This is a genomic window from Pseudomonas avellanae BPIC 631 (genome assembly GCF_000444135.1).
In the GTDB taxonomy this organism is placed as follows: domain Bacteria; phylum Pseudomonadota; class Gammaproteobacteria; order Pseudomonadales; family Pseudomonadaceae; genus Aquipseudomonas; species Aquipseudomonas avellanae.
Genome location: NZ_ATDK01000283.1, coordinates 1 through 20,465, shown reverse-complemented (window position 1 = coordinate 20,465; position 20,465 = coordinate 1). Strand labels below are relative to the sequence as shown.

The window sequence follows — 20,465 nt, the reverse complement described above, 5'->3', positions numbered from 1 at the left end:
ACAGCCGAGGCAGCCGATTTCAGGCCCGCTCCGCAGCCCATTGAGCAGCTAACCTCTGAATCTCTACCCTCCCCGTGCAGAAGCCAGGTTATGCAACCGGATTGATCAACGCCCTCAGAACATGATCCTCCCAAACCCCGGCGATTTTCAGGTAGGCGCGCGCGTACCCTTCCTTTTCGAAGCCGAGTGATTGCAGAAGTCGCTCGCTGCGTACATTGGCTGGCATGTGGTTGGCCATGATGCGGTGCAGGCCCATCTGTTCAAAGCAATAACGATTGATGACCTCAAGCGCCCTTTTCATCAAGCCACGCCCCTGAGCCGTTTCCGTCAACGAAAAGCCGAGGCTACAGGCCTGAAAAACGCCTCTCACGATATTCGTGTAACTGCACCGCCCCAACAATTCGCCGCCGTCTGACTCCGTGACGAGGAAGAAAACCGCACTGCCGGCCTGCATGCTTTCCCACTGCTGCTGAACCCTTGATCTGGCGTTTTCGAGGATGAAATAGTCATCATTCCTCAACGGCTCCCAGGGCTGCAGATGCTTGCGATTGGCCTTTTCATACCGGTTGATCAACTCGCAATCATCAAACGCCAATACCCTGATCGAAAAGCCTTCACCCGAATACTGCATGCATCCTCCCGCGACAGTCATTGACGACGCTCACCAAGAGGCTTTGTTATACGTAGGCCTGATGATTCCAGCAATGGACGCTCTACGCCGCAAGAGGACGCAGAGCGTCCAGAACGGCATGACGACGCGGAGCGTCGCACGATAGTGAAGTAGGGACGCAGCGCTCGTCCACGATCTGCGCGAATGGCCGGGATGTAGGAGCGGACTTGTCCGCGATCTGTCGGGAGCCGGCATCAAAACAGGTGCATACGGTACATCAGACACTCCCGAGGCACCGACTTCAGGCCCGCCTCGCAGCTCGTCGCAGCAGTAAGAGGACGCGGAGCGTCCAGAACGGCATGACGACGCGGAGCGTCGCACGATAGTGGTTTCTCGAATGCCATACCGCGGAGCGTCGCACGATAGTTGGGGTGATCGTTCCTCACGCTCCAGCGCAGGAATGCGGTTCTGGACGCTCTGCGTGCGGTCTTGAATGTGGTGCCAACGCACTTGCACTTGCCCACCCATACTCCTAGGCTCTGCCGATATTCGAATCGGGAAGCACCATGGACACCTCTCTCAGCCGTCGCGAGCGGTTGCATATCGTTATATTCGAGGCCAATACGCCTGCCGGGCGGATGTTTGACAAGATTGTGCTGGTGGCGATCCTGCTCAGTCTGCTGGTCACGGTCATCGACAGCATCGAGAGCATTCATCGCGATTACGCGACGCTGTTCGCCTGGATCGAATGGGGCTTCACGCTGCTGTTCGCCATTGAATACATCATGCGCCTGTACTGCTCGCCCCGGCCGCTGAAGTATGCGTTCAGTTTCTACGGGCTGGTCGATTTGCTGGCGATTGTGCCGGGGGTTCTGTCGATTTATTACAGCGACGCACAATACCTGCTGATCGTGCGGATCATCCGTATGCTGCGGATTTTCCGGGTGCTCAAGCTCGGTACTTATCTGCGCCAGGCCAACTATTTGCTGGCTGCGCTGCGTGGCAGCAAGCAGAAGATCATTGTGTTTCTGGTCACCGTCTCGACCCTGGTCACGGTGTTCGGCACGCTGATGTACGTGATCGAAGGCCCGGAGCACGGTTTCACCAGCATCCCCAAGGGCATTTACTGGGCTATCGTGACCCTCACCACTGTCGGCTTCGGCGATATCGTGCCAAAGACGCCGGTCGGGCAGATGCTCTCGTCGCTGGTGATGATCATCGGTTACTCGATCATCGCCGTGCCCACCGGGATATTCACCGCCGAACTGGCCAACGCCATGCGCGGCGAGCAGTTGAAACACGATTGCCCGGTGTGCTCGAAGAATTTCCACGAGCATGGCGCAGCGTTCTGTTCGCGCTGCGGTAATCAATTGTTCGCAAAAGTAGAGCACAAGGCATAAGCAAAGACCTTTTCAGTCTTTAAACAGCAGGCGCGATACTGATAGTGTCGCGGCATTACGCCATCAGCCTTCATCACAATGATCTCAAGGACCTTGCAGTGAACAAACTCTTCGCCGCCTCGCTACTGGCCGCAGGCCTGGCCTTTGCCAGCGCAACTCAGGCGGCCCAGCCGCTGCTCAACGTCTCTTACGACGTGATGCGTGACTTCTACAAGGACTACAACAGCGCGTTCCAGAAACACTGGAAAGCCGAAAAGAACGAAGACGTGACCGTACAAATGTCGTTTGGCGGGTCGAGCAAGCAAGCGCGCTCGGTTATCGACGGGCTGCCGGCTGACGTGATCACCATGAACATGGCCACCGACATCAACGCGCTGGCGGACAATGGCGCGCTGGTGCCGAAAGACTGGGTCAGCCGCCTGCCGAACAACAGTGCGCCATTCACCTCGGCCACCGTGTTTATCGTGCGCAAGGGCAACCCGAAAGCCCTCAAAGACTGGCCGGACCTGGTCAAGGATGGCGTCGAAGTCATCGTGCCCAACCCGAAAACCTCGGGCAACGGCCGCTACACTTACCTGTCGGCGTGGGGTTACACCCTGAAAAACGGCGGCGATGAAGCCGCTGCGAAGAAATTCGTCGGTGATCTGTTCCGCCATGTGCCGGTCCTCGACACCGGCGGTCGTGGCGCGACCACCACATTCATGACCAACCAGATCGGCGACGTACTGGTCACCTTCGAAAACGAAGCCGAGATGATCGCCCGCGAATTCGGTCGTGATCAGTTTGAAGTGGTCTACCCGTCCGTATCGGCAGAAGCCGAGCCGCCGGTGAGTGTGGTCGACAAGGTGGTAGACAAAAAACAGTCTCGCCCACTGGCTGAGGAATACCTGAAATACCTGTGGTCGCCAGAAGGTCAGGAAATCGCTGCCAACAACTACCTGCGCCCGCGTGATCCGCAGATTCTCGCCAAGTACAAGGATCGTTTCCCGAAAGTGGACTTCCTCTCGGTGGAGAAAACCTTCGGTGACTGGCGCACCGTGCAGAAGACCCACTTCATTGACGGCGGTGTGTTCGACCAGATTTATCCGGGCAAATAATCAGCCCGCGCAATGCAAAACGGCGACCCATGAGGTCGCCGTTTTTATTTGCAGACTTGAATCAATTGCTGAACTGTTTACCCAGCCCGGCCGGTACGCCGCTGGCGTCGGTCGCCTGCCACGGGCCGTTGGGATTGGTCGCCCAGCTCCAGCCGTTGTTCCACTGGTAGTAAGTACGCTGGCGGTAAAACGTATTGAGCTGACCTTCCATGACGTACACGCCCAGACGCGGATCCCAACGGCTGCCTCCACCCGGAGGTGGTGCGAAACTGGCCGAGGTTTTCGGCCCAGCGGTCGGTGCCTTGGCAGGCTCCGCAGGCGTAGTGCCCTGGCGCGTGGCACCCGGCTGGGTCGGGATCGGCTCCTGGCTACGTGGCGGTGCCGGATGCTGGACTGCACAGGCACTCAGGCCAACGACCAGACCCAACAAGGTAATACGTGCGGTACGGTACATAAGCGACTCTCTAGTTATCCGGACTGTCGATGGTCAACACCTGCTGCGCCTCGGTATCGCTGGCCAGCGGCTGACTGCGGCCGACCCACTCACCGGTGGTTGGCTGCCCCGCGCGAGACACTCGCGCAACCAGTTGGACTTGTGCAAAGTTCGACAGGTTCAGTTGCGGCATCATTGCGTCGGCATCGCTCAGTTCCACCTCGGCGGGCAGGTCCGCCACGGTGATGCGCTTGACCGCCAGTGGCGCGGCCGGCCCCTTGATTGCGCGGGCGAAGATGAACACGCTGTCAGTTGGCTGGACGTTACCCTTGAGCGATGCAGCCAGCGCGACACGGACTTTGAGCGACCTGGCTTTGACTGCACCGCCCTGTTGCGCAAGGTTCTCTCGGGCCTTGGCAATGCCGCCTTCCAGCGCCGAGCGCGATGCGTCCTGCGCGGGCAACGCCGCCAGCAGGCGGGTCCAGTAATCCACCGCTAGCTGATAACGCTGCGTTTCAAACGCGGCAATCCCCAGCAGGCCAAGGCTGGTGACTTCTTTGCGGTCGGCCTGCAGCGCTTCGTCGGTCAGCGCCTGCACCTGCGGGGTGAAGTGCTTGTCGCTGGCGAAATACAACGCCTGCGCCCACTGGCCGAGCAACTCGGGCGACCTTCCAGCCAGTGCCACCGAACGCTCGAACATCAGTGCTGCATCGCCGGGACGATTTTGCGCCATGTAGCTGCGCGCCAGAAAATACAGGTTCTCGGCAGAATCCGGCTGGGCCTGCACGCTGCGCTCAAGGCGCTGGGTCATGTCGGCCAGCGAGGATGGCGGCTTGGCGAATTCGCGGCTCAGCTCGACCCGGTCACTGGCGCCCAGATGCAGATAGCCTGCCAGGCCGAGCAGCGGCACCAGCACAGCGGCCAGCAACAACAGCGGTTTGCCCAGCCGGGAGGCGCTAACGGTTTCTGTGCCTTCGGTGTCGGCAAGCAACTCTCGGGCAGCCTCTGCGCGAGCGTCCTGAAGCTGCTGCGCCGACAAAACGCTTTGCTCATGCTGAACCTGTAATTCGGCCAGGCGCTCCTGATACAGCGCCACGTTGAGCGCGGTGCGGTCTTCTTCGCGCTGCGCACGATGGCCGCGCAACACCGGGATCAGCAAAAAGCCCAGCGCCACCAGCAGCAACAGCCCGGTTGCCATCCAGAAATCGATCATGTGCGGTTGTCGTCCAGCAATCGGGCAAGGCGCTGTTGCTCGTCTTCGGACAACACAGCGGCAGGTGCGGAGCGCTGTTTGCGACGGCGCATCACGATAAAACCAATCACCAGCAGGCCACCGAGCAACAGACCGGCCGGGCCGAACCAAAGCAGCCAGGTGCGGGAGTTGAGGCTAGGTTTGTAACGAACGAAGTCACCATAGCGGTCGACCATAAAATCGATGATCTGCTGGTTGCTCTGCCCTTCGCCCAGCATGCGGTAGATTTCCTTGCGCAGGTCGGCAGCAATCGGCGCATTGGAGTCGGCGATGTCTTGATTCTGGCATTTGGGGCAACGCAGCTCGCGGGTCAGCTCGCTGTAGCGGGCGCGCTCGGCGTCGTCACGAAAGGTGTAGGCGTCGATGGCCGCGTGGACGATGCCGCACAGCAACAGGTTGAGCAAAATCACGCTCAAGCAGCGCTTCATGGCCGGCCCTCGTCAAGCAGCGCCTGATAGCGGGCCGCAAGTTTTTCGCGCCAGACCGACTCGTCGATGACCCCGACATGTTTGTAACGAATAATGCCCTGACGGTCGATCAGGAAGGTTTCCGGTGCGCCATACACGCCCAGGTTCAGGCCCAGCGAGCCGTCTTCGTCACGGATATTCAACAGGTACGGGTCGTGAAACTCCGCGAGCCACTTTATTGCATCGGCGTTGACGTCCTTATAGTTGACGCCGTAGATCAACACGCCCTGCTGCGCCAGCCGGGTGAGCAGCGGATGCTCGACCCGGCAGGCCACGCACCAGGTGCCCCAGACATTGACCAGCGCAGGTTTGCCCAGCAGGTCGGCACGGGTCAACACCCGATTGCTCTGCACTGCGGGCAACGAAAATTGCGGAAAAGGCTTGCCGATCAGCGCCGAAGGCAGCTCGGCGGGGTCCAGATACAAACCGCGATACAACAACGCCGCCACACCGAGAAACAGCGCCAGCGGCACGACCATGATCCAGCGTTTCATCGCGCAGCTCCCGACATGCCCAGTGCCTCGCGCACCTTGGTTTTGACCCGCGTGCGATAACGCCGGTCCAGCGCCGCCAGCCCCCCGCCAAGACCGGTCAGCAAGCCGCCGAACCAGATCCAGCGCACGAACGGCTTGACGTGAACCCGCACCGCCCAAGCGCCATTGCCCAGCGGTTCGCCCAAGGCCACGTAAAGATCACGGCTGAAACCGGCGTCGATGCCCGCCTCGGTCATCATGGACTGCTGCACGCTGTACAGGCGTTTCTCCGGGTGCAGTTCAGTGACCTGCACGCCGTTGCGCAGGACGCGAACGGTGCCACGATCCGAGGTGAAATTCGGCCCTTCATAATGCTTGGCGCCCTCGAACACGAACACATAACCGCCCAGTTCAGTGGACTCGCCGGGGGCCATGCGCAAATCGCGCTCGGCGCTGTTCTGGCTGGATAACACCACGCCCAGCGCGCACACCACGATGCCGAGGTGCGCGAGCTGCATGCCCCAATAACTGCGGGTCAGGCTGCGTGCGCCTTTGAGCAGCCCCTTGTGACGGGTCTTGTCGAGCAGATCGCGTAACCCGGCCAGCAGCACCCAGGCGGCGAGCATGAAGGTGGCCAACACCGCCCACTGAAAATCGCCCATGACCAGCCCGGCGATCACCGCCAGCACGGCGCTGCCGATCAGCACCGGGGCGAGCATGCCCAGCAGCCATTTCAGCGGCGTATGCTTCCAGCGCACCAGCACGCCGACCGCCATGACCGCCAGCAACAGCCCCATCAACGGCACGAACAGCGCGTTGAAATACGGCGGCCCGACCGACATCTTGTCGCCGCTGATGGCGTCGATCACCAGCGGATAAAGCGTGCCGAGCAGGATCATTGACGCGGCCACCACCAGCAAGAGGTTATTGCCGAGCAGCAGGGTTTCCCGCGACCACAGGCCAAAGCAGACGTGGCTTTTGACCACCGGTGCACGAATCGCGAACAGGGTCAGCGAGCCGCCCACCACAACCAGCAGGAACATCAGAATGAACACGCCGCGTGCCGGGTCCGAGGCGAAAGCGTGCACCGAAGTCAGCACCCCGGAACGCACCAGAAACGTGCCCAGCAGGCTCAGGGAAAACGCCGCAATTGCCAGCAGCACCGTCCAGCTTTTGAACACGCCGCGTTTTTCCGTGACCGCCAGCGAGTGAATCAGCGCCGTGCCCACCAGCCAAGGCATGAACGAAGCGTTTTCCACCGGGTCCCAGAACCACCAGCCGCCCCAGCCCAGTTCGTAATACGCCCACCACGAGCCAAGGCTGATGCCGATACCAAGAAACGCCCAGGCCACCAGCGTCCACGGCCGCGACCAGCGCGCCCAGGCGGCGTCGAGTCGCCCGCCGAGCAACGCCGCGATGGCGAACGCAAAGGCTACGGAAAACCCCACATAGCCCATGTACAGCATCGGCGGATGCACGATCAGGCCGATGTCCTGCAACAACGGGTTGAGATCGCGCCCGTTGGCAGGCATTTGCGGCAACAGCCGGGCAAACGGGTTGGACGTGAGGATCAGAAACAGCAAAAAGCCCAGGCTGATCATGCCCATCACGGCCAGTACCCGCGCCAGCATCACTTGGGGCAATTGCCGGGAAAACACTGACACGGCGAAGGTCCAGCCACCCAGAATCAGCGCCCAGAGCAGCAACGAGCCTTCATGCGCGCCCCACACGGCGCTGAACTTGTAGTACCAGGGCAGCGCGGTGTTGGAATTCTGCGCCACATAGGTAACGGAAAAATCATCGGTCATGAACGCGTAGGTCAGGCAACCGAAGGCGAAGATCAAAAAACTGAACTGGCCCCACGCCGCCGGACGCGCCAGGCTCATCCACAGGCGGTCGTCGCGCCACGCGCCGATCAGCGGGATGATGGCCTGCACCAGCGCAAAGCCCAGTGCCAGAATCATGGCCAGATGGCCGAGTTCGGGAATCATCAATCAACCTGCCTTGCGGGCATGGAGGCTGGAGCCGGTGCTGTCTGACCGCTTTCGCGCAGTGCTTTGGTCACTTCGGGGGGCATGTACTTCTCGTCATGTTTGGCCAGCACTTCATCGGCGACGACCACGCCCTGAGCGTTGAGCTTGCCCAACGCGACAATGCCCTGCCCTTCGCGGAACAGGTCGGGAAGGATGCCGCGATAGGCGATGGTCACCGACTTGTTGAAATCGGTAACCACAAAGCGCACGTCCAGTGAGTCCGCCGAGCGCTGCAACGAGCCCTTCTCGACCATGCCACCCGCGCGAATACGGGTGCCCACCGGTGCCTCGCCGTTGGCAATCTGGCTTGGCGTATAGAACAGATTGATGTTTTCCTTAAGCGCACTGAGCGCCAGGCCAAGGGCCAGCCCGACAGCGGCCAGCACGGCCAGAATGATCAGCAAGCGCTTTCTGCGCAGCGGGTTCACGGACGGATCTCCCGCTTCAAGCGTTGCGCCTGTTGCTGCAGATAACGACGCCGCGCCAGCACCGGCAGGGTCACGTTGATCAGCAGCACCAGCAGACACAGGCCGTAAGCCGACCAGACGAACAGCGCGTGGCGGCCCATGGCGAGAAAATCGCTGAATGACTCGAAGCTCAAGGCGTGTTCTCCGACGGCATCGGCGTTTGCCCCAGGCTGCGCTGAACTTCGGCCCTTGCCCACTGGGTGCGCGACTCGCGACGCAGCACTTCAAGCCGCATACGCAACAGCAGCACGACGCCGAAGAAGCAGTAAAAACCCAACACGGTAAATAGCAGCGGCAGCCACATTTCGGCAGGCATGGCCGGTTTTTCCGTGAGGCTGAACGTCGCGCCCTGATGCAAGGTGTTCCACCATTCGACCGAGTATTTGATGATCGGAATATTCACCACGCCGACGATGGCCAGCACTGCACAGGCTTTGCCGGCGCTGTCGCGATTGCTGATCGCGTTGCCCAGCGCGATCAGGCCCAGATACAGGAACAGCAGAATCAGCATCGAGGTCAGTCGCGCATCCCAGACCCACCAGGCGCCCCAGGTCGGCTTGCCCCAGATCGCCCCGGTCGCCAGCGCCAGCGCAGTCATCCACGCCCCGATGGGCGCCGCGCAGTGCAGCGCAATGTCGGCCAGTTTGATCTTCCATACCAGCCCGACCACGCCGCACACCGCTAGCATCACGTAGCAGGACTGCGCCAGCATGGCGGCAGGCACGTGAATGTAAATGATACGAAAACTGTTGCCCTGCTGGTAATCCGGCGGCGCGAACGCCAGGCCCCAGACCATACCGATGCCCAGCAACACACATGCAGCCACACTCAGCCACGGCAGCAAGCGTGCGCTAATGCGGTAAAACGCTTTCGGTGAGCCGAGCCTGTGCAACCAGGCCCAACCGATGCTGCTTTTCATGGCGTTGCTTTTCATCAGGTGTATCCAGGGTTTTGCCGGGCATCGGTAACCCGATGCCCGGCACCTCAATTATTCGCCGACACTGATCTTCAGGCCCGCAGCGATTGCAAAGGGTGTCAGGGTAATCGCCAGCACCGTGAGGCTGCCGAGCCACAACAGGTAGCCGGTCGCGGGCATGTCTTGCAGGGCGGCTTGCAGCGCAGCGCTGCCCAGAATCAACACCGGAATGTACAGCGGCAAAATCAACAGGGCGAGCAGCACGCCACCGCGCTTGAGGCCCACCGTCAACGCCGCACCCACTGCGCCCAACAGGCTGAGCACCGGCGTACCGAGCAGCAACGAAAGCATCAGCACCGACAGGCACTGCGCGGGCAAACCGAGCATCAGTGCCAGCAGCGGCGACAACAGTACCAGCGCCAGTCCGGAAAAAACCCAGTGTGCCAGCACTTTGCCCAGAACCAGAAGCGCCAGAGGGTGCGGCGAAAGGACCCACTGTTCCAGTGAGCCGTCCTCGAAATCGCCGCGAAACAGCCCGTCCAGCGAGAGCAGCACGGCCAACAGTGCCGCCACCCAGACCAGCCCCGGCGACAAGGCTTGCAACAATTGCGTGTCCGGGCCGATGGCCAGCGGGAACAAGGCGATGACCAGCGCGAAGAACACCAGCGGGTTGATCAGCTCGGCCGGACGACGCGCAAGCAGGCGTGCCTCGCGCAGGATCAGCGCCGCAAAGACCGTGCTCATGCTGACCACTGTGCCAGATCGATGCTGCGATAACCCGCCGGCAAGCGACTCAGGGGGTGGTGCGTGGTAATGACGACCATACCGCCCTTTTCACAGTGGTCTGCCAGGTGATTCTCCAACTGGGCGATGCCTTGCCGGTCGAGCGCGGTGAAGGGCTCATCGAGTATCCAGAGTGACGGGGCGGGCAGATGCAGACGTGCCAGCGCAACGCGGCGCTGCTGCCCGGCCGACAAGGTGTGACAAGGCACGTCCTCGAAACCGGCCAGCCCGACCGCGTTCAGCGCGTGCCCCATAGCGTCGGCACCGGCTGGCTGATACAGCGCGCAGAGCCAGGCCAGGTTCTCCAGCGGCGTGAGCACGTCCTTGAGCGCTGGCGCATGGCCAAGCCACAACAGATCGCAGCCCGGCGCTCGCTGGCGGCCCAGCGCTTGCCCGTTGAGCAGCACCTGCCCGGCGGTCGGCTGCATCAGCCCGCTCAGCAGGCGCAGCAGGCTGGTCTTGCCGCTGCCATTGGGGCCGCTGACCTGCAGCATGTCGCCGGCGCACAGGTGCAGATCGAGGTTTTCGAACAGCACCCGCCAGTCCCGCTCACATGCCAGAGCCGTCGCTTGCAGAAATGGGGGGACTGGGGTCATCAGGCGTTTCCAGTGCTGTTGCGTCGCGAAATGTGTCAAAACAGACACATACGGAGTAAAAGACGGTTCAAGTCAGGATTGATGCAGCCGTTACATGAAGAGAAGTTAATGGCGGCCAGCCCGGTTTCGGCCGGTATTATACATACGAGTCCTGTTATCAAAGGGGCAATTTCCTCAGGTCGACATTTCAATGACAGGCGACATCACCAGCGTTCCGGCGGCTACCGCCATCACGACATTGCTGCGCGCCGGCATCTCCCCTGCGCAGGTTCTGACCTTAGTGCAATCGGCGGAAAATCTCATCCCCGAAGGCGAGACCGCAGACGCCGAAGTACTGACCCTCAAGCAGGTCAACCAGAACTTCCAGTTGCTGCTGCGTCTGGTGCTGGCCAATGGCACCCAGACCAGCCTGCCGGTCACCAGCAGCGTACCGTTCGCGCCCGGTAGCCTGTTGCAGGTAGCGCAGGCGTCGTCCAACGAACTGACACTGACCCTGCAACAGCTCAACAGTGCGCTGAAAAACTCGATGACCAGCCTCGATACTCAGCGGTTGCCGGTCGGCACCCTGTTGCAAGGCAAGGTCATGACCAGCCAGGTGGTCGCGCAGGCGGTCAACCTGCTGGCCGGGCAAAACCCGGCTGCGGCAACGCCCACGTACCGCTCCATCGTGATGCTACTCAACACCGCACTGGCAGGCTCCAGCCTGACCATCGAAAGCCCGCAGCCGTTGACCGTCGGCAGCCTGTTGAGTGCGCAGGTGCAAGGCAGTCAGGCACTGAATTTCGTCGCCCTGCCCGGTCGCTTTGATCAACTGGCGGTGGCGCAACAACTGGCCACCCAACAAAACCGTCAGGGCTCGCTGAGCACCCTGATCAATGCCCTGCAAAATCTGCAAAGCGTGCAGAACAACACGGCGGCGAACAGCAATCCGGTTGCGAACACGCAAGCCATCAGCGCGCCGTTGCAAGCCGCCATCGGCCAGTTGCTGGACGATTTGCCCGATATCGATCAGATGACCACGCCCAAAGGCGTTGCGCAGGCGCTCAATGCCAGCGGCGCGTTTCTGGAAGCAAAACTGCTCGCCGGGCTTAATCCGGCGCAGGTCCCGGACATGAAGGCCAACCTGATGCGCCTGATTGCGCAGATCTTGCCCGGCCTGCCGGATAACACCTCTTACAGCGCCGCCGCTGCGTCCAACACCCTGGCGCGGGCCATGCCCAACGCGATTCGCAATGCGCTGGGCACCTTGGGGCTGGTGGCTGCGCGCACCCAGCCAAGCGTCTTTCCGTTGCCGTCGCGCAACGTCAGCGGTGGCGAAAAAGAGGACGACCTGGAGATTCTGCTCAAACTCGCGGCCGCCGCTGTTTCGCGCCTGCAAAGCCACCAGTTGGGCGGCCTGGAGCAGACCCGTACCAACGCCGATGGCACTCAGGTGACTACATGGCAACTGGAAGTGCCGATGCGCAACGCCCATGACATCGTGCCGTTGCAGGTCAAGGTGCAGCGCGAAGACAAGCCTGATCAGGACACCACCGAAGACCGCGACGATATCGAGGTCAAGGAAACCCGTGAAAAACTCTGGAAAGTCGATCTGGCTTTCGATCTGGAGCCGCTGGGCCCCATGCAGGTGCATGCGCAACTGCTGCGCGGCACGCTGTCCAGCCAGTTATGGGCCGAGCGCCCGGACAGCGCAGCGCTGATCGAACATGAACTGGGGCATTTGCGCGAGCGCCTGATTGCCTGCGGCCTGGCCGTCGGTGAGCTGGCGTGCAGCCATGGCGTACCGCCACAAGGGCCGCGCACCGCCCTCGAACAACGCTGGATCGACGAGAACGCCTGATGACCCTACCCGATCATGTCCCGCGCCAGGCTATCGCCCTGAGCTACGACGGCCAGCAGGCGCCGACCCTCAGCGCCAAGGGTGACGACCAGTTGGCCGAAGCCATACTGGCCATTGCCCGCGAATACGAAGTGCCGATCTACGAGAATGCCGAGCTGGTCAAGCTGCTGGCCCGCATGGAACTGGGCGACAGCATCCCCGAGCCGCTGTACCGCACGATTGCCGAAATCATCGCCTTCGCCTGGCACCTGAAAGGCAAGTTCCCGGCCGGTCAGGACCCCGACGCGCCGCCTGTAGAGCGGGATATTACGCCGCGCTACTAGTAGCGAAGCAACTGAACGGCCTCACAACGCAATCGGTTTGCGCCCTGCAAACGAGTGCGCCAGGGTGCCGCCGTCGACCAGGTCCAGCTCGCCACCCAGCGGCACGCCGTGGGCAATGCGCGAGGCCACCAGGCCTTTGTCGTGAAGCAACTGGGCGATGTAGTGCGCGGTGGCCTCGCCTTCCACAGTCGGGTTGGTGGCCAGAATCACTTCCGTGAAGGTGGTCTGCTGGCTGATGCGCTCCATCAGTTGCGGAATGCCGATGGCCTCCGGGCCCAGGCCGTCGAGGGGCGACAGGTGGCCCTTGAGCACGAAATAACGACCGCGATAACCGGTCTGCTCCACCGCATAGACATCCGTCGGGCCTTCGACCACGCACAGCAGCGTGTCATCGCGACGCAGGTCGGAACACTGCGGGCAGAGTTCTTCTTCGGTCAGCGTGCGGCACAAGCGGCAATGACCGACGCCATCCATCGCCTGCCCCAACGCCAATGCTAGCCGTGAACCGCCGCTGCGGTCGCGCTCCAGCAGCTGCAACGCCATGCGTTGCGCGGTTTTCTGACCGACGCCCGGCAGCACGCGGAAGGCATCGATCAACTGGCGAATCAGGGGACTGAAGCTCATGGAGAAAAATCCGACAAAAACACAAGACGCGGTTTATACCCACGCGTTGCTGTGAGCGTCAATTGAGGTGTTCGATACTGCGACCAACAGCGCCTGTGCGATTGACGTGATCAGCCCTTCAACGTCGTCTCCAGAAACTCCGTCAGCGCCTGCACCCGCGCGCTGCGGTGCTTGCGCACGGGCACCAGCAGGTTGATCGGGGCGCTGGCCAGTTGCCAATCGGCGAGGACGCGCACCAGGTTGCCGCTGGCGATCGCCTCGCTGACATCCCACTGCGAGCGCAACACGATCCCCAGCCCCTGCTCGGCCCAGCGGCGCGCCACCGAGCCGTCGTTGCTGAGCAGTGCGGGCTCGATGCGCAGGGTCTTTTTCGCTTGCCCCTTGCTCAGGTGCCAGAGGGTCACGTCTTCATCGTTTTCGCGAATGCAGATGCAGCGGTGGCTGGCCAGCTCATCGGGCGTCGAAGGGACGCCGTGCTGCTCAAGATAAGCCGGGCTGGCGCACAGCCAGCGGTGGTTCTGCGCCAGAGGTCTGGCGATCCACAGGCTGTCATTGAGGTTGCCGATGTGAATCACCGCGTCGCTGTCGTGGCGATCCGGCCACGGCGTTTCGCGTAAATCCAGGTGCAGGGACATCTGCGGATGCAGTTTGGCGAAGCGTGCCAGCAGCGGTGCAATGCGCTGCCGGCCATAACCAAACGGCGCAGCCAGGCGCAGGGTGCCGACCAGTCGTTCGTCGCGCTGCTTGAAAGATTCCGGAAGCGCTTCAAGCTGTTCCAGCAGGTGCGCGCTTTCCCGTGCGAAACGTTCGCCATCGGCGGTCAGGCTCAGGCGTCTGGCGTCGCGGTTGGCCAGGGTGATGCCCAGTTGCGTCTCCAGCTTGCGCAAGCGCATCGACAACGCAGGCGGCGAGACATTCAGCACTCGGGCGGCAGCGCTGAGGGATTCACAGCGCGAAAGTGCCACGGCCAGGCGTAGGTCTTCGATAGCGATCATTCAGCTGAGCTTAAGGATTGATGACAATGCATTGAACCACAGCTTCATCATCAGTGAGTAGAGTGCCTGTCGTACCCCGTCATGCGAGCCTTACCCATGTCAGCTTCTCTGTCCTCTCTCGATACGCCTGTTGCACTGCTGGACGTGCCGCGCATGCAGCGCAATATTCAGCGCATGCAGCAACGCATGAATGAACTGGGCGTGCGCTTGCGTCCGCACGTCAAGACCAGCAAGTCGCTGCCGGTGATTCAGGCGCAGATGGCTGCGGGTGCCAGCGGGGTGACGGTCTCGACCCTGAAAGAGGCCGAGCACTGTTTTGCCGAGGGCATCAGCGATGTGTTTTACGCCGTTGCCATTGCACCCGGCAAACTGGATCAGGCACTCAAGCTGCGGCGCAACGGCTGCCGCCTGAGCCTCCTGACCGACAGCGTGGTCGCAGCACAGGCCATCGTTGCCTTTGGCCAGCAGCATGACGAGCAATTCGAGGTGTGGATCGAGATCGATTGCGATGGCCATCGCTCGGGGCTGACCGTCGAAGACAACGCGTTGATAGAGGTGGCGAAAACACTGGTCGAAGGCGGCATGCAACTGCGCGGGGTCATGACCCACGCAGGCTCCAGCTACGACCTCGACACCCCTCAAGCACTGCAAGCCCTGGCTGAACAGGAACGTCTGCTCTGCGTCAGCGCCGCTGAACGCATTCGCGATGCCGGGCTGCCCTGCCCCGAAGTCAGCATCGGCTCGACACCCACTGCATTGTCTGCGCAGGGCCTTGCAGACGTGACCGAGGTGCGCGCGGGCGTGTATGTGTTCTTCGATCTGGTGATGCACAACATCGGCGTGTGCCGCGCAGACGAGCTGGCCTTGAGCGTGCTGACCACTGTTATCGGCCATCAGCAGGACAAGGGCTGGATCATTGTCGACGCAGGCTGGATGGCCATGAGCCGGGACCGCGGCACCCAGCGCCAGCGTCAGGATTTCGGTTACGGCCAGGTCTGCACTGAAACCGGCGAGTGGATCGACGGCGCGCGAGTGACCGGGGCCAATCAGGAGCACGGCATCATCACCCTCGCCACAGGCGACAGCACAGACCTCATCGGCCGCTTTCCGATTGGCAGCCAGCTGCGCATTCTGCCCAATCATGCGTGCGCGACCGGCGCGCAATTCCCGGACTACCACGCCTGCGACGCCGACGGCGCAGTGCACACCTGGAGTCGTCTGCATGGCTGGTGATATCGAACTGATTCGCACACCCTCGGCTGCAGCGCCGGGCGGGCACTATTCGCAAGCGGTGCTGCACCAAGGCATTTTGCATGTTTCCGGGCAATTGCCGGTGCGCGCCGACGGCAGCCACAGCGTTGACGACCCGTTCGAGGTGCAGGCGGCCATTGCGCTGGACAATCTGGTCACGATACTGGGCGCAGCAGGTTGTGGCACGGATGACCTGCTCAAAGTGACGGTCTACGTGGCCGGTATCCGGCACTGGCCTGATTTCGACCGGATCTATGCGCGCTATCTGGGCGAGCATCGTCCGGCCCGCGCTGTGGTGCCGGTTCCAGAATTGCATCACGGCTACCTGATCGAGATCGAAGCCCTGGCGCGCGCCGTACGATGAACATTATCGGGAGCACCTCATGACCCCGCAAAAAAGCGACGTTCTGATTATCGGTGGCGGCTTCATGGGCTCGTCATCGGCGTTTTTCCTGCGCCAGCACGGGCGCTCGGTGACCCTGCTGGAACGCGACCAGATCGGCCAGTACGCAAGTGGCGTCAACTTCGGCAACGTGCGCCGTCAGGGCCGGTTTCTCGGCCAACTGGAGCTCTCCAATCGCTCTTGGGCGCTCTGGAAGCGCTTGCCCGAGCTGATCGGCGAAGACCTGGAATTCATTCCCAGCGGCCACATGCGCGTGTGTTATCGCGAAGACGAAATCGCCGAGCTGGAGGCCTACGCCGCCGCACCCGAAGCCCGCGAGCTGGATTTGCAGGTCATCAGAGGCAAGGCGCTGCATGAGCGCTTCCCGTTTCTCGGCCCGGAGGTCAAAGGCGGCTCTTATGCGCCGCACGACGGGCACGCCAACCCGCGCCTGGCCGCGCCCGCCTTCGCCCGTGCGGCGATTCGCGCCGGGGCAAGAATCGAAGAGCGCACCGAAGTGGCCGAGGTGCAGAAGGTCGGCGGCGAGTTTCACGTCACCACCACTGACGGCCAGCTGTTCGTCGCCGAGCAACTGCTGATCACCGCCGGGGCCTGGGCGGCCAAACTGGCCGAGCAGTTCGGCGAGCCGGTTCCGCTGGAGCCCAACGGCCCGCAAATGTCCGTGACCGAACCGGTGCCATACGCCCTGCCCACGGTGATCGGGGTGTTCACCAAAATCAAAGAGGAAGTGATTTATTTCCGCCAGATACCGCGCGGCAACATCATCATTGGCGGCGGCAATCGCAACAAGCCAGACATGGCCAACCGTCGCGCCTATTTCAAGCCGGAAAGCCTGATCAACCAGATGAAACAGATGAGCCGCCTGATACCCGGCGCAGAAAAGCTCAACATCATCCGCGTCTGGAGCGGCATCGAGAGTTACACCCCGGACTCGCTGCCAATCATGGGCCGCAGCGGCAAGGTCGATGGCCTGTTCTACGCCTTCGGCTTCTGCGGTCATGGCTTTCAGCTCGGCCCCGGCGTCGGTGACGTGATGGCCGAGCTGATCAGCACCGGCAGCACTCGCACGCTGATCAGCCCATTCGATATCCGCCGCTTTACTGACCCAAGTGCCATCGAGACGCCGTTTGTCTCCAGCCTGATGAGCGCAGGCAAATTGATATGAGCCCCACCATTCATTCTCAGGGAGGCGCCATGCCCACGACTTCGGACACCCACTATCACTATCGCCCGGTAACGGCGGCAGACGTACCGGCAGCTCACGCGCTTTCGGTGCACCTCAAATGGCCGCATCGGGAAGAAGACTGGGCGATGGTGCAACGTACTTCCGAAGGCTTTGTCGCTGAACGTGACGGGCAACTGGTGGGCGTAGCCTTCACCTGCCATCAGGGCGACTGGTCGTCGATTGGCCTGGTGATTGTCAGCGACGAACACCAGGGCAAAGGCATCGGTCGTCGCTTGATGAACCTGTGCCTGGACGCCACCGCGCCACGCACGCCGATCCTCAATGCCACGGAGCTGGGTGCGCCACTCTACAGGAGCATGGGTTTTGTTGACTTTGCACGGATTCAACAGCATCAGGGCATTGCTCAGGTGCCTGATGCTGAAAGGCTGGGCGACGGCTTGCCTGTTCGGACGCCAGGGCCTGCCGACCATGCCGAGCTGATCCGCCTGGCCAACGCCGGCAGCGGTCTGGACCGCAGCGTCGTGCTGACCGATCTGCTGCGTGATGCCGAGCAGGCTGTCGGCATCGAGCATGATGGCCAGTTGCAAGGCATCGCCCTGCTACGGCGTTTTGGTCGCGGCCATATCATCGGCCCGGTGGTCGCGCAGGATGTCGGGCAGGCGCAACGGTTGATCACCCACTTGCTGCGCCTGATACCCGAGCGGTTTGTGCGCTTCGACATCGTCGCCGACTGCGGGCTGGCGCCGTGGCTGGAAAGCCTGGGCCTGGCGTGTGTCGACAGAGCGCCGCGCATGGTGCTCGGCACGCCTCCACCGAAGAGCCCGGACGTGCAGCAGTTTGCGCTGGTGACTCAGGCGCTTGGCTGAAATCAGGGCAGGTGACGGGCTGAAACAGGTCCGCGAGGTTAGCGGGTTGCATACAGCAGATTATTCTTTGCAGCCCGCCAGATCGGCGCTTTTTGTCCAGACCGCTTTGTTAGCTTATGGCTATCAAATCATTATCGCTCCAGGGAGCCCGCTGGATGACCACACAGCCCTTGAACAGCCATCGCGTTGATCCGCACACGGCGCAAAAATTCTACATTGATGGTCACTGGTGTGCGCCGCTCAGCCCCGCCAGTATTGCGGTGGTCAACCCGGCGACTGAAGAAGTCGTGGCGCACGTTGCCAGCGGCACCGCTGCCGATGTAGACCGCGCCGTTGCAGCCGCTCGGGCGGCCTTTGCGGGCTGGTCCGGCACCTCGCCCGAGGCACGCGCGCAGGTCATCGGCCGGATTCATGAGCTGATCATCGAGCGCAAGGAAGAACTGGCGCAGGCAATTTCGCTGGAAATGGGCGCAGCCATCAGTTCTGCCCGCGCCATGCAGGTGCCGCTCGCTGCTGAACACGTGCGGGTCGCTCGTGATCTGCTGGCGACCTATCGTTTCCAGAAGGTCGAAGGCGGCACGGCCATCGAACGCGAGCCGATTGGTGTGTGCGCGCTGATCACGCCGTGGAACTGGCCGCTGTATCAAATCACCGCCAAAGTCGCCCCGGCCATTGCCGCCGGTTGCACGGTGGTGCTCAAGCCCAGCGAACTGTCGCCATTGAGTGCTTTGCTGTTTGCGCAACTGGTGCACGATGCCGGCCTGCCGCCGGGGGTGTTCAATCTGGTCAATGGCAGCGGCCCTGAAGTGGGCGGCGCGATGGCGGCGCATCCTGACATCGACATGATTTCGATCACCGGTTCAAACCGTGCGGGGGCGTTGGTCGCGCAAGCTGCTGCGCCGACCGTCAAGCGTGTCACGCAGGAACTGGGCGGCAAATCGCCGAACATTCTGCTGCCTGACGCCGACTTCGCCAAAGCCGTGCCGCCTGGGGTGATGGCTGCGTTCCGTAACGTCGGTCAGTCATGCAGCGCACCGACGCGCATGATTGTGCCGAGAAACCGCCTGGCAGAAGTCGAGGCACTGGCTGCCGAGACGGCCGGGACGATCATCGTCGGTGATCCGCAATTGGAACACACGGTGTTGGGGCCGATTGCCAACGAGGCACAGTTTCATCGCGTGCAGGCGATGATTGATGCGGGTATCCGTGAGGGTGCAAAACTGGTCTGCGGTGGGCCGGGGCGTGTACAGGGTCATGAGCAGGGTTTTTATACACGGCCGACGGTGTTTTCCGAGGTGGATTCGTCGATGCGCATCGCCCGAGAGGAGATTTTTGGTCCGGTGCTGTGCCTGATTGCCTACGACACAATCGATGAAGCAGTGGCGATTGCCAACGACACGGTGTATGGGCTGGGCGCGCACGTTCAGGGCCAGGACCTTGAGCAGGCCCGCTCGGTGGCTTCACGCATCCGCGCCGGCCAGGTGCACCTGAATTATCCCGCCTGGAACCCGATGGCGCCGTTCGGCGGCTACAAGCGCTCGGGCAATGGCCGCGAGTATGGCGTGCATGGTTTTGAAGAGTATCTGGAGACCAAGGCGATTGTCGGGTTTGCTCCGGCTGACTTGATGTAACGGTCGTGCCAATGCAGAGCGCTCAGTACCCTGAAGCGCCCGGCATAGGGGAGGCGGGTCTGTTTTGCCTTGGCTTTTGCGGGGCTCGACCTTTTTTAGGCATGCATGGAACCGCCCCAGACAGAACTCCCACTCATTGACGAATTTGCGTTGATGAGCATGCCGATGAGTAACCTTTTCTACAAGACCCTGCTTGATGACTTCTCCCGATCCCTCGAAATGCAACCGTTGGTATTTGATGAGAACGGGGCGTGCAACATGGTCATCGACAACACATTCCCGCTGAAACTGTTATGTGATTACGCGCACGAACGCCTGCTGTTAATCGGCTTGCTTGAGACGCAGGAGGACATGCCTGCGCAACGTCTTTTGGCTGGCGCCCTCAACCCGCTCTTCAATGCAGGCCCCGGTCTTGGCCTGGATGAGAAAAACGGCCTGTATTACGCGTATCAAATCATCCCACGAGGAAAACTAGGCGTCTCGACGCTTAAACGCGAAATTGCAGGGCTGCTGGAGTGGATGAGGAGCTGGCGCGAAGCCAGTCAATGAACCGTTAATACTCTCGACGCACTTTTTCGTGAGAAATAACCTATGAACCCCATTCAGTCACGCGTCTCCCGTGTGCAAGAGTTCAGGTGATCGGACCTTGACATTCAGGCGCTCAAAGCCACTGGCCAACATGAGGTCGACGGCAAAAGTGACGAAATTCGCACGGCCGATTAGGGTCTGTTCCCGTTTCGACGTAACCTATTGATCCCTATGAGAACAGGCCCGTATTGTTGGAGTTCTCACACAACACCAATACGAGCCTGCAATGCC

At 61.6% G+C, this 20,465-nt stretch carries 23 protein-coding genes; 10 read left to right on the top strand and 13 right to left on the bottom strand.

Going from position 1 to position 20,465, the window contains the following annotated elements; genetic code table 11:
- Positions 1-88: 88 nt before the first annotated feature.
- Positions 89-631, bottom strand: coding sequence for a GNAT family N-acetyltransferase (locus DW49_RS0116950; RefSeq protein WP_005619394.1), 543 nt, complete (start codon positions 629-631; stop codon positions 89-91).
- 545 nt (positions 632-1,176) lie between these two features.
- Here DW49_RS0116950 and DW49_RS0116945 point away from each other — a divergent pair.
- Both DW49_RS0116945 and DW49_RS0116940 read left to right on the top strand, forming a co-directional pair.
- Positions 1,177-2,010, top strand: coding sequence for an ion transporter (locus DW49_RS0116945; protein ID WP_005619395.1), 834 nt, complete (start codon positions 1,177-1,179; stop codon positions 2,008-2,010).
- 98 nt (positions 2,011-2,108) lie between these two features.
- Positions 2,109-3,107 carry a sulfate ABC transporter substrate-binding protein gene (locus DW49_RS0116940; protein WP_024419621.1) on the top strand — a complete coding sequence of 333 codons (999 nt, stop codon included), beginning with the start codon at positions 2,109-2,111 and terminating at the stop codon, positions 3,105-3,107.
- Positions 3,108-3,168: 61 nt separating this feature from the next.
- Here DW49_RS0116940 and DW49_RS0116935 read toward each other — a convergent pair whose 3' ends face one another.
- The 10 genes from DW49_RS0116935 to ccmA are packed head-to-tail and all read right to left on the bottom strand — an operon-like array spanning position 3,169 to position 10,527.
- Positions 3,169-3,561, bottom strand: a complete 393-nt coding sequence (locus DW49_RS0116935; protein WP_024419620.1) for a hypothetical protein — start codon at positions 3,559-3,561, stop codon at positions 3,169-3,171.
- A 10-nt stretch (positions 3,562-3,571) separates the two neighbouring features.
- On the bottom strand, positions 3,572-4,753 hold the full coding sequence (gene ccmI / locus DW49_RS0116930) for a c-type cytochrome biogenesis protein CcmI (RefSeq protein WP_005619397.1): 1,182 nt from the start codon (positions 4,751-4,753) through the stop codon (positions 3,572-3,574).
- Positions 4,750-5,220: a cytochrome c-type biogenesis protein gene (locus DW49_RS0116925; protein ID WP_005619398.1), complete on the bottom strand. Its 471-nt coding sequence runs from the start codon at positions 5,218-5,220 to the stop codon at positions 4,750-4,752. Before DW49_RS0116925 ends, ccmI begins: the two co-directional genes overlap by 4 nt.
- The gene (locus tag DW49_RS0116920; RefSeq protein WP_005619399.1) at positions 5,217-5,753 is read right to left on the bottom strand and encodes a DsbE family thiol:disulfide interchange protein; all 537 of its coding nucleotides are present in this window, start codon (positions 5,751-5,753) and stop codon (positions 5,217-5,219) included. Before DW49_RS0116920 ends, DW49_RS0116925 begins: the two co-directional genes overlap by 4 nt.
- Positions 5,750-7,723 (bottom strand): heme lyase CcmF/NrfE family subunit, encoded by a 1,974-nt coding sequence (locus DW49_RS0116915; protein ID WP_005619400.1) that lies wholly within the window; start codon positions 7,721-7,723, stop codon positions 5,750-5,752. The genes DW49_RS0116920 and DW49_RS0116915 overlap by 4 nt, the downstream gene beginning before the upstream one ends.
- The gene (gene ccmE / locus DW49_RS0116910; protein ID WP_005619401.1) at positions 7,723-8,193 is read right to left on the bottom strand and encodes a cytochrome c maturation protein CcmE; all 471 of its coding nucleotides are present in this window, start codon (positions 8,191-8,193) and stop codon (positions 7,723-7,725) included. Before ccmE ends, DW49_RS0116915 begins: the two co-directional genes overlap by 1 nt.
- Positions 8,190-8,366 carry a heme exporter protein CcmD gene (gene ccmD / locus DW49_RS0116905; protein ID WP_024419619.1) on the bottom strand — a complete coding sequence of 59 codons (177 nt, stop codon included), beginning with the start codon at positions 8,364-8,366 and terminating at the stop codon, positions 8,190-8,192. The genes ccmE and ccmD overlap by 4 nt, the downstream gene beginning before the upstream one ends.
- Positions 8,363-9,166, bottom strand: a complete 804-nt coding sequence (locus DW49_RS0116900) for a heme ABC transporter permease (protein WP_005619402.1) — start codon at positions 9,164-9,166, stop codon at positions 8,363-8,365. The genes ccmD and DW49_RS0116900 overlap by 4 nt, the downstream gene beginning before the upstream one ends.
- A 54-nt stretch (positions 9,167-9,220) precedes the next feature.
- The gene (gene ccmB, locus DW49_RS0116895; protein ID WP_005619404.1) at positions 9,221-9,892 is read right to left on the bottom strand and encodes a heme exporter protein CcmB; all 672 of its coding nucleotides are present in this window, start codon (positions 9,890-9,892) and stop codon (positions 9,221-9,223) included.
- Positions 9,889-10,527, bottom strand: a complete 639-nt coding sequence (ccmA, locus tag DW49_RS0116890) for a cytochrome c biogenesis heme-transporting ATPase CcmA (RefSeq protein WP_024419618.1) — start codon at positions 10,525-10,527, stop codon at positions 9,889-9,891. The genes ccmB and ccmA overlap by 4 nt, the downstream gene beginning before the upstream one ends.
- Positions 10,528-10,717: 190 nt before the next feature.
- Here ccmA and fliK point away from each other — a divergent pair, with 190 nt between their 5' ends.
- Positions 10,718-12,367 (top strand): flagellar hook-length control protein FliK, encoded by a 1,650-nt coding sequence (gene fliK, locus DW49_RS0116885; RefSeq protein ID WP_005619410.1) that lies wholly within the window; start codon positions 10,718-10,720, stop codon positions 12,365-12,367.
- The gene (locus DW49_RS0116880; RefSeq protein ID WP_003383046.1) at positions 12,367-12,690 is read left to right on the top strand and encodes an EscU/YscU/HrcU family type III secretion system export apparatus switch protein; all 324 of its coding nucleotides are present in this window, start codon (positions 12,367-12,369) and stop codon (positions 12,688-12,690) included. Before fliK ends, DW49_RS0116880 begins: the two co-directional genes overlap by 1 nt.
- A 21-nt stretch (positions 12,691-12,711) precedes the next feature.
- Here the strand turns inward: DW49_RS0116880 and recR are convergent, their stop codons facing one another.
- Together recR and DW49_RS0116870 are read right to left on the bottom strand one after the other, a co-directional pair.
- Positions 12,712-13,314 (bottom strand): recombination mediator RecR, encoded by a 603-nt coding sequence (gene recR / locus DW49_RS0116875; protein WP_005619413.1) that lies wholly within the window; start codon positions 13,312-13,314, stop codon positions 12,712-12,714.
- A 110-nt stretch (positions 13,315-13,424) separates the two neighbouring features.
- Positions 13,425-14,309, bottom strand: coding sequence for a LysR family transcriptional regulator (locus DW49_RS0116870; RefSeq protein ID WP_005619414.1), 885 nt, complete (start codon positions 14,307-14,309; stop codon positions 13,425-13,427).
- Between the two features lie 96 nt (positions 14,310-14,405).
- On the opposite strand from DW49_RS0116870, the gene DW49_RS0116865 reads away from it, so the two are divergent.
- The 6 genes from DW49_RS0116865 (at position 14,406) to DW49_RS0116840 (ending at position 20,195) form a co-directional block, all read left to right on the top strand.
- A complete protein-coding gene (locus DW49_RS0116865) occupies positions 14,406-15,542 on the top strand; it encodes a DSD1 family PLP-dependent enzyme (RefSeq protein WP_005619416.1) in 1,137 nt (378 codons plus the stop codon).
- Positions 15,532-15,924, top strand: coding sequence for a RidA family protein (locus DW49_RS0116860; protein ID WP_005619417.1), 393 nt, complete (start codon positions 15,532-15,534; stop codon positions 15,922-15,924). Before DW49_RS0116865 ends, DW49_RS0116860 begins: the two co-directional genes overlap by 11 nt.
- 19 nt (positions 15,925-15,943) lie before the next feature.
- Positions 15,944-17,128, top strand: coding sequence for an NAD(P)/FAD-dependent oxidoreductase (locus DW49_RS0116855; protein WP_005619418.1), 1,185 nt, complete (start codon positions 15,944-15,946; stop codon positions 17,126-17,128).
- The gene (locus DW49_RS0116850; RefSeq protein ID WP_024419617.1) at positions 17,125-18,015 is read left to right on the top strand and encodes a GNAT family N-acetyltransferase; all 891 of its coding nucleotides are present in this window, start codon (positions 17,125-17,127) and stop codon (positions 18,013-18,015) included. Before DW49_RS0116855 ends, DW49_RS0116850 begins: the two co-directional genes overlap by 4 nt.
- 155 nt (positions 18,016-18,170) lie before the next feature.
- Positions 18,171-19,646 carry an aldehyde dehydrogenase family protein gene (locus tag DW49_RS0116845; protein ID WP_005619421.1) on the top strand — a complete coding sequence of 492 codons (1,476 nt, stop codon included), beginning with the start codon at positions 18,171-18,173 and terminating at the stop codon, positions 19,644-19,646.
- Positions 19,647-19,799: 153 nt separating this feature from the next.
- The gene (locus DW49_RS0116840) at positions 19,800-20,195 is read left to right on the top strand and encodes a type III secretion system chaperone (RefSeq protein ID WP_005619423.1); all 396 of its coding nucleotides are present in this window, start codon (positions 19,800-19,802) and stop codon (positions 20,193-20,195) included.
- Positions 20,196-20,465: the final 270 nt, after the last annotated feature.

Excerpts from the sequence above, each read along its gene's own strand:
- DW49_RS0116935 (WP_024419620.1), bottom strand. The coding sequence starts at position 3,561 with ATGTACCGTACCGCACGTATTACCTTGTTGGGTCTGGTCGTTGGCCTG.
- DW49_RS0116865 (WP_005619416.1), top strand. The coding sequence starts at position 14,406 with ATGTCAGCTTCTCTGTCCTCTCTCGATACGCCTGTTGCACTGCTGGAC.
- DW49_RS0116950 (WP_005619394.1), bottom strand. The coding sequence starts at position 631 with ATGCAGTATTCGGGTGAAGGCTTTTCGATCAGGGTATTGGCGTTTGAT.
- DW49_RS0116925 (WP_005619398.1), bottom strand. The coding sequence starts at position 5,220 with ATGAAGCGCTGCTTGAGCGTGATTTTGCTCAACCTGTTGCTGTGCGGC.
- ccmI (WP_005619397.1), bottom strand. The coding sequence starts at position 4,753 with ATGATCGATTTCTGGATGGCAACCGGGCTGTTGCTGCTGGTGGCGCTG.
- DW49_RS0116900 (WP_005619402.1), bottom strand. The coding sequence starts at position 9,166 with ATGAAAAGCAACGCCATGAAAAGCAGCATCGGTTGGGCCTGGTTGCAC.
- DW49_RS0116915 (WP_005619400.1), bottom strand. The coding sequence starts at position 7,723 with ATGATTCCCGAACTCGGCCATCTGGCCATGATTCTGGCACTGGGCTTT.
- DW49_RS0116855 (WP_005619418.1), top strand. The coding sequence starts at position 15,944 with ATGACCCCGCAAAAAAGCGACGTTCTGATTATCGGTGGCGGCTTCATG.
- DW49_RS0116840 (WP_005619423.1), top strand. The coding sequence starts at position 19,800 with ATGAGCATGCCGATGAGTAACCTTTTCTACAAGACCCTGCTTGATGAC.
- DW49_RS0116880 (WP_003383046.1), top strand. The coding sequence starts at position 12,367 with ATGACCCTACCCGATCATGTCCCGCGCCAGGCTATCGCCCTGAGCTAC.
- DW49_RS0116845 (WP_005619421.1), top strand. The coding sequence starts at position 18,171 with ATGACCACACAGCCCTTGAACAGCCATCGCGTTGATCCGCACACGGCG.
- DW49_RS0116920 (WP_005619399.1), bottom strand. The coding sequence starts at position 5,753 with ATGAAACGCTGGATCATGGTCGTGCCGCTGGCGCTGTTTCTCGGTGTG.
- DW49_RS0116945 (WP_005619395.1), top strand. The coding sequence starts at position 1,177 with ATGGACACCTCTCTCAGCCGTCGCGAGCGGTTGCATATCGTTATATTC.
- recR (WP_005619413.1), bottom strand. The coding sequence starts at position 13,314 with ATGAGCTTCAGTCCCCTGATTCGCCAGTTGATCGATGCCTTCCGCGTG.
- DW49_RS0116850 (WP_024419617.1), top strand. The coding sequence starts at position 17,125 with ATGAGCCCCACCATTCATTCTCAGGGAGGCGCCATGCCCACGACTTCG.
- ccmB (WP_005619404.1), bottom strand. The coding sequence starts at position 9,892 with ATGAGCACGGTCTTTGCGGCGCTGATCCTGCGCGAGGCACGCCTGCTT.
- fliK (WP_005619410.1), top strand. The coding sequence starts at position 10,718 with ATGACAGGCGACATCACCAGCGTTCCGGCGGCTACCGCCATCACGACA.
- DW49_RS0116870 (WP_005619414.1), bottom strand. The coding sequence starts at position 14,309 with ATGATCGCTATCGAAGACCTACGCCTGGCCGTGGCACTTTCGCGCTGT.
- DW49_RS0116860 (WP_005619417.1), top strand. The coding sequence starts at position 15,532 with ATGGCTGGTGATATCGAACTGATTCGCACACCCTCGGCTGCAGCGCCG.
- ccmA (WP_024419618.1), bottom strand. The coding sequence starts at position 10,527 with ATGACCCCAGTCCCCCCATTTCTGCAAGCGACGGCTCTGGCATGTGAG.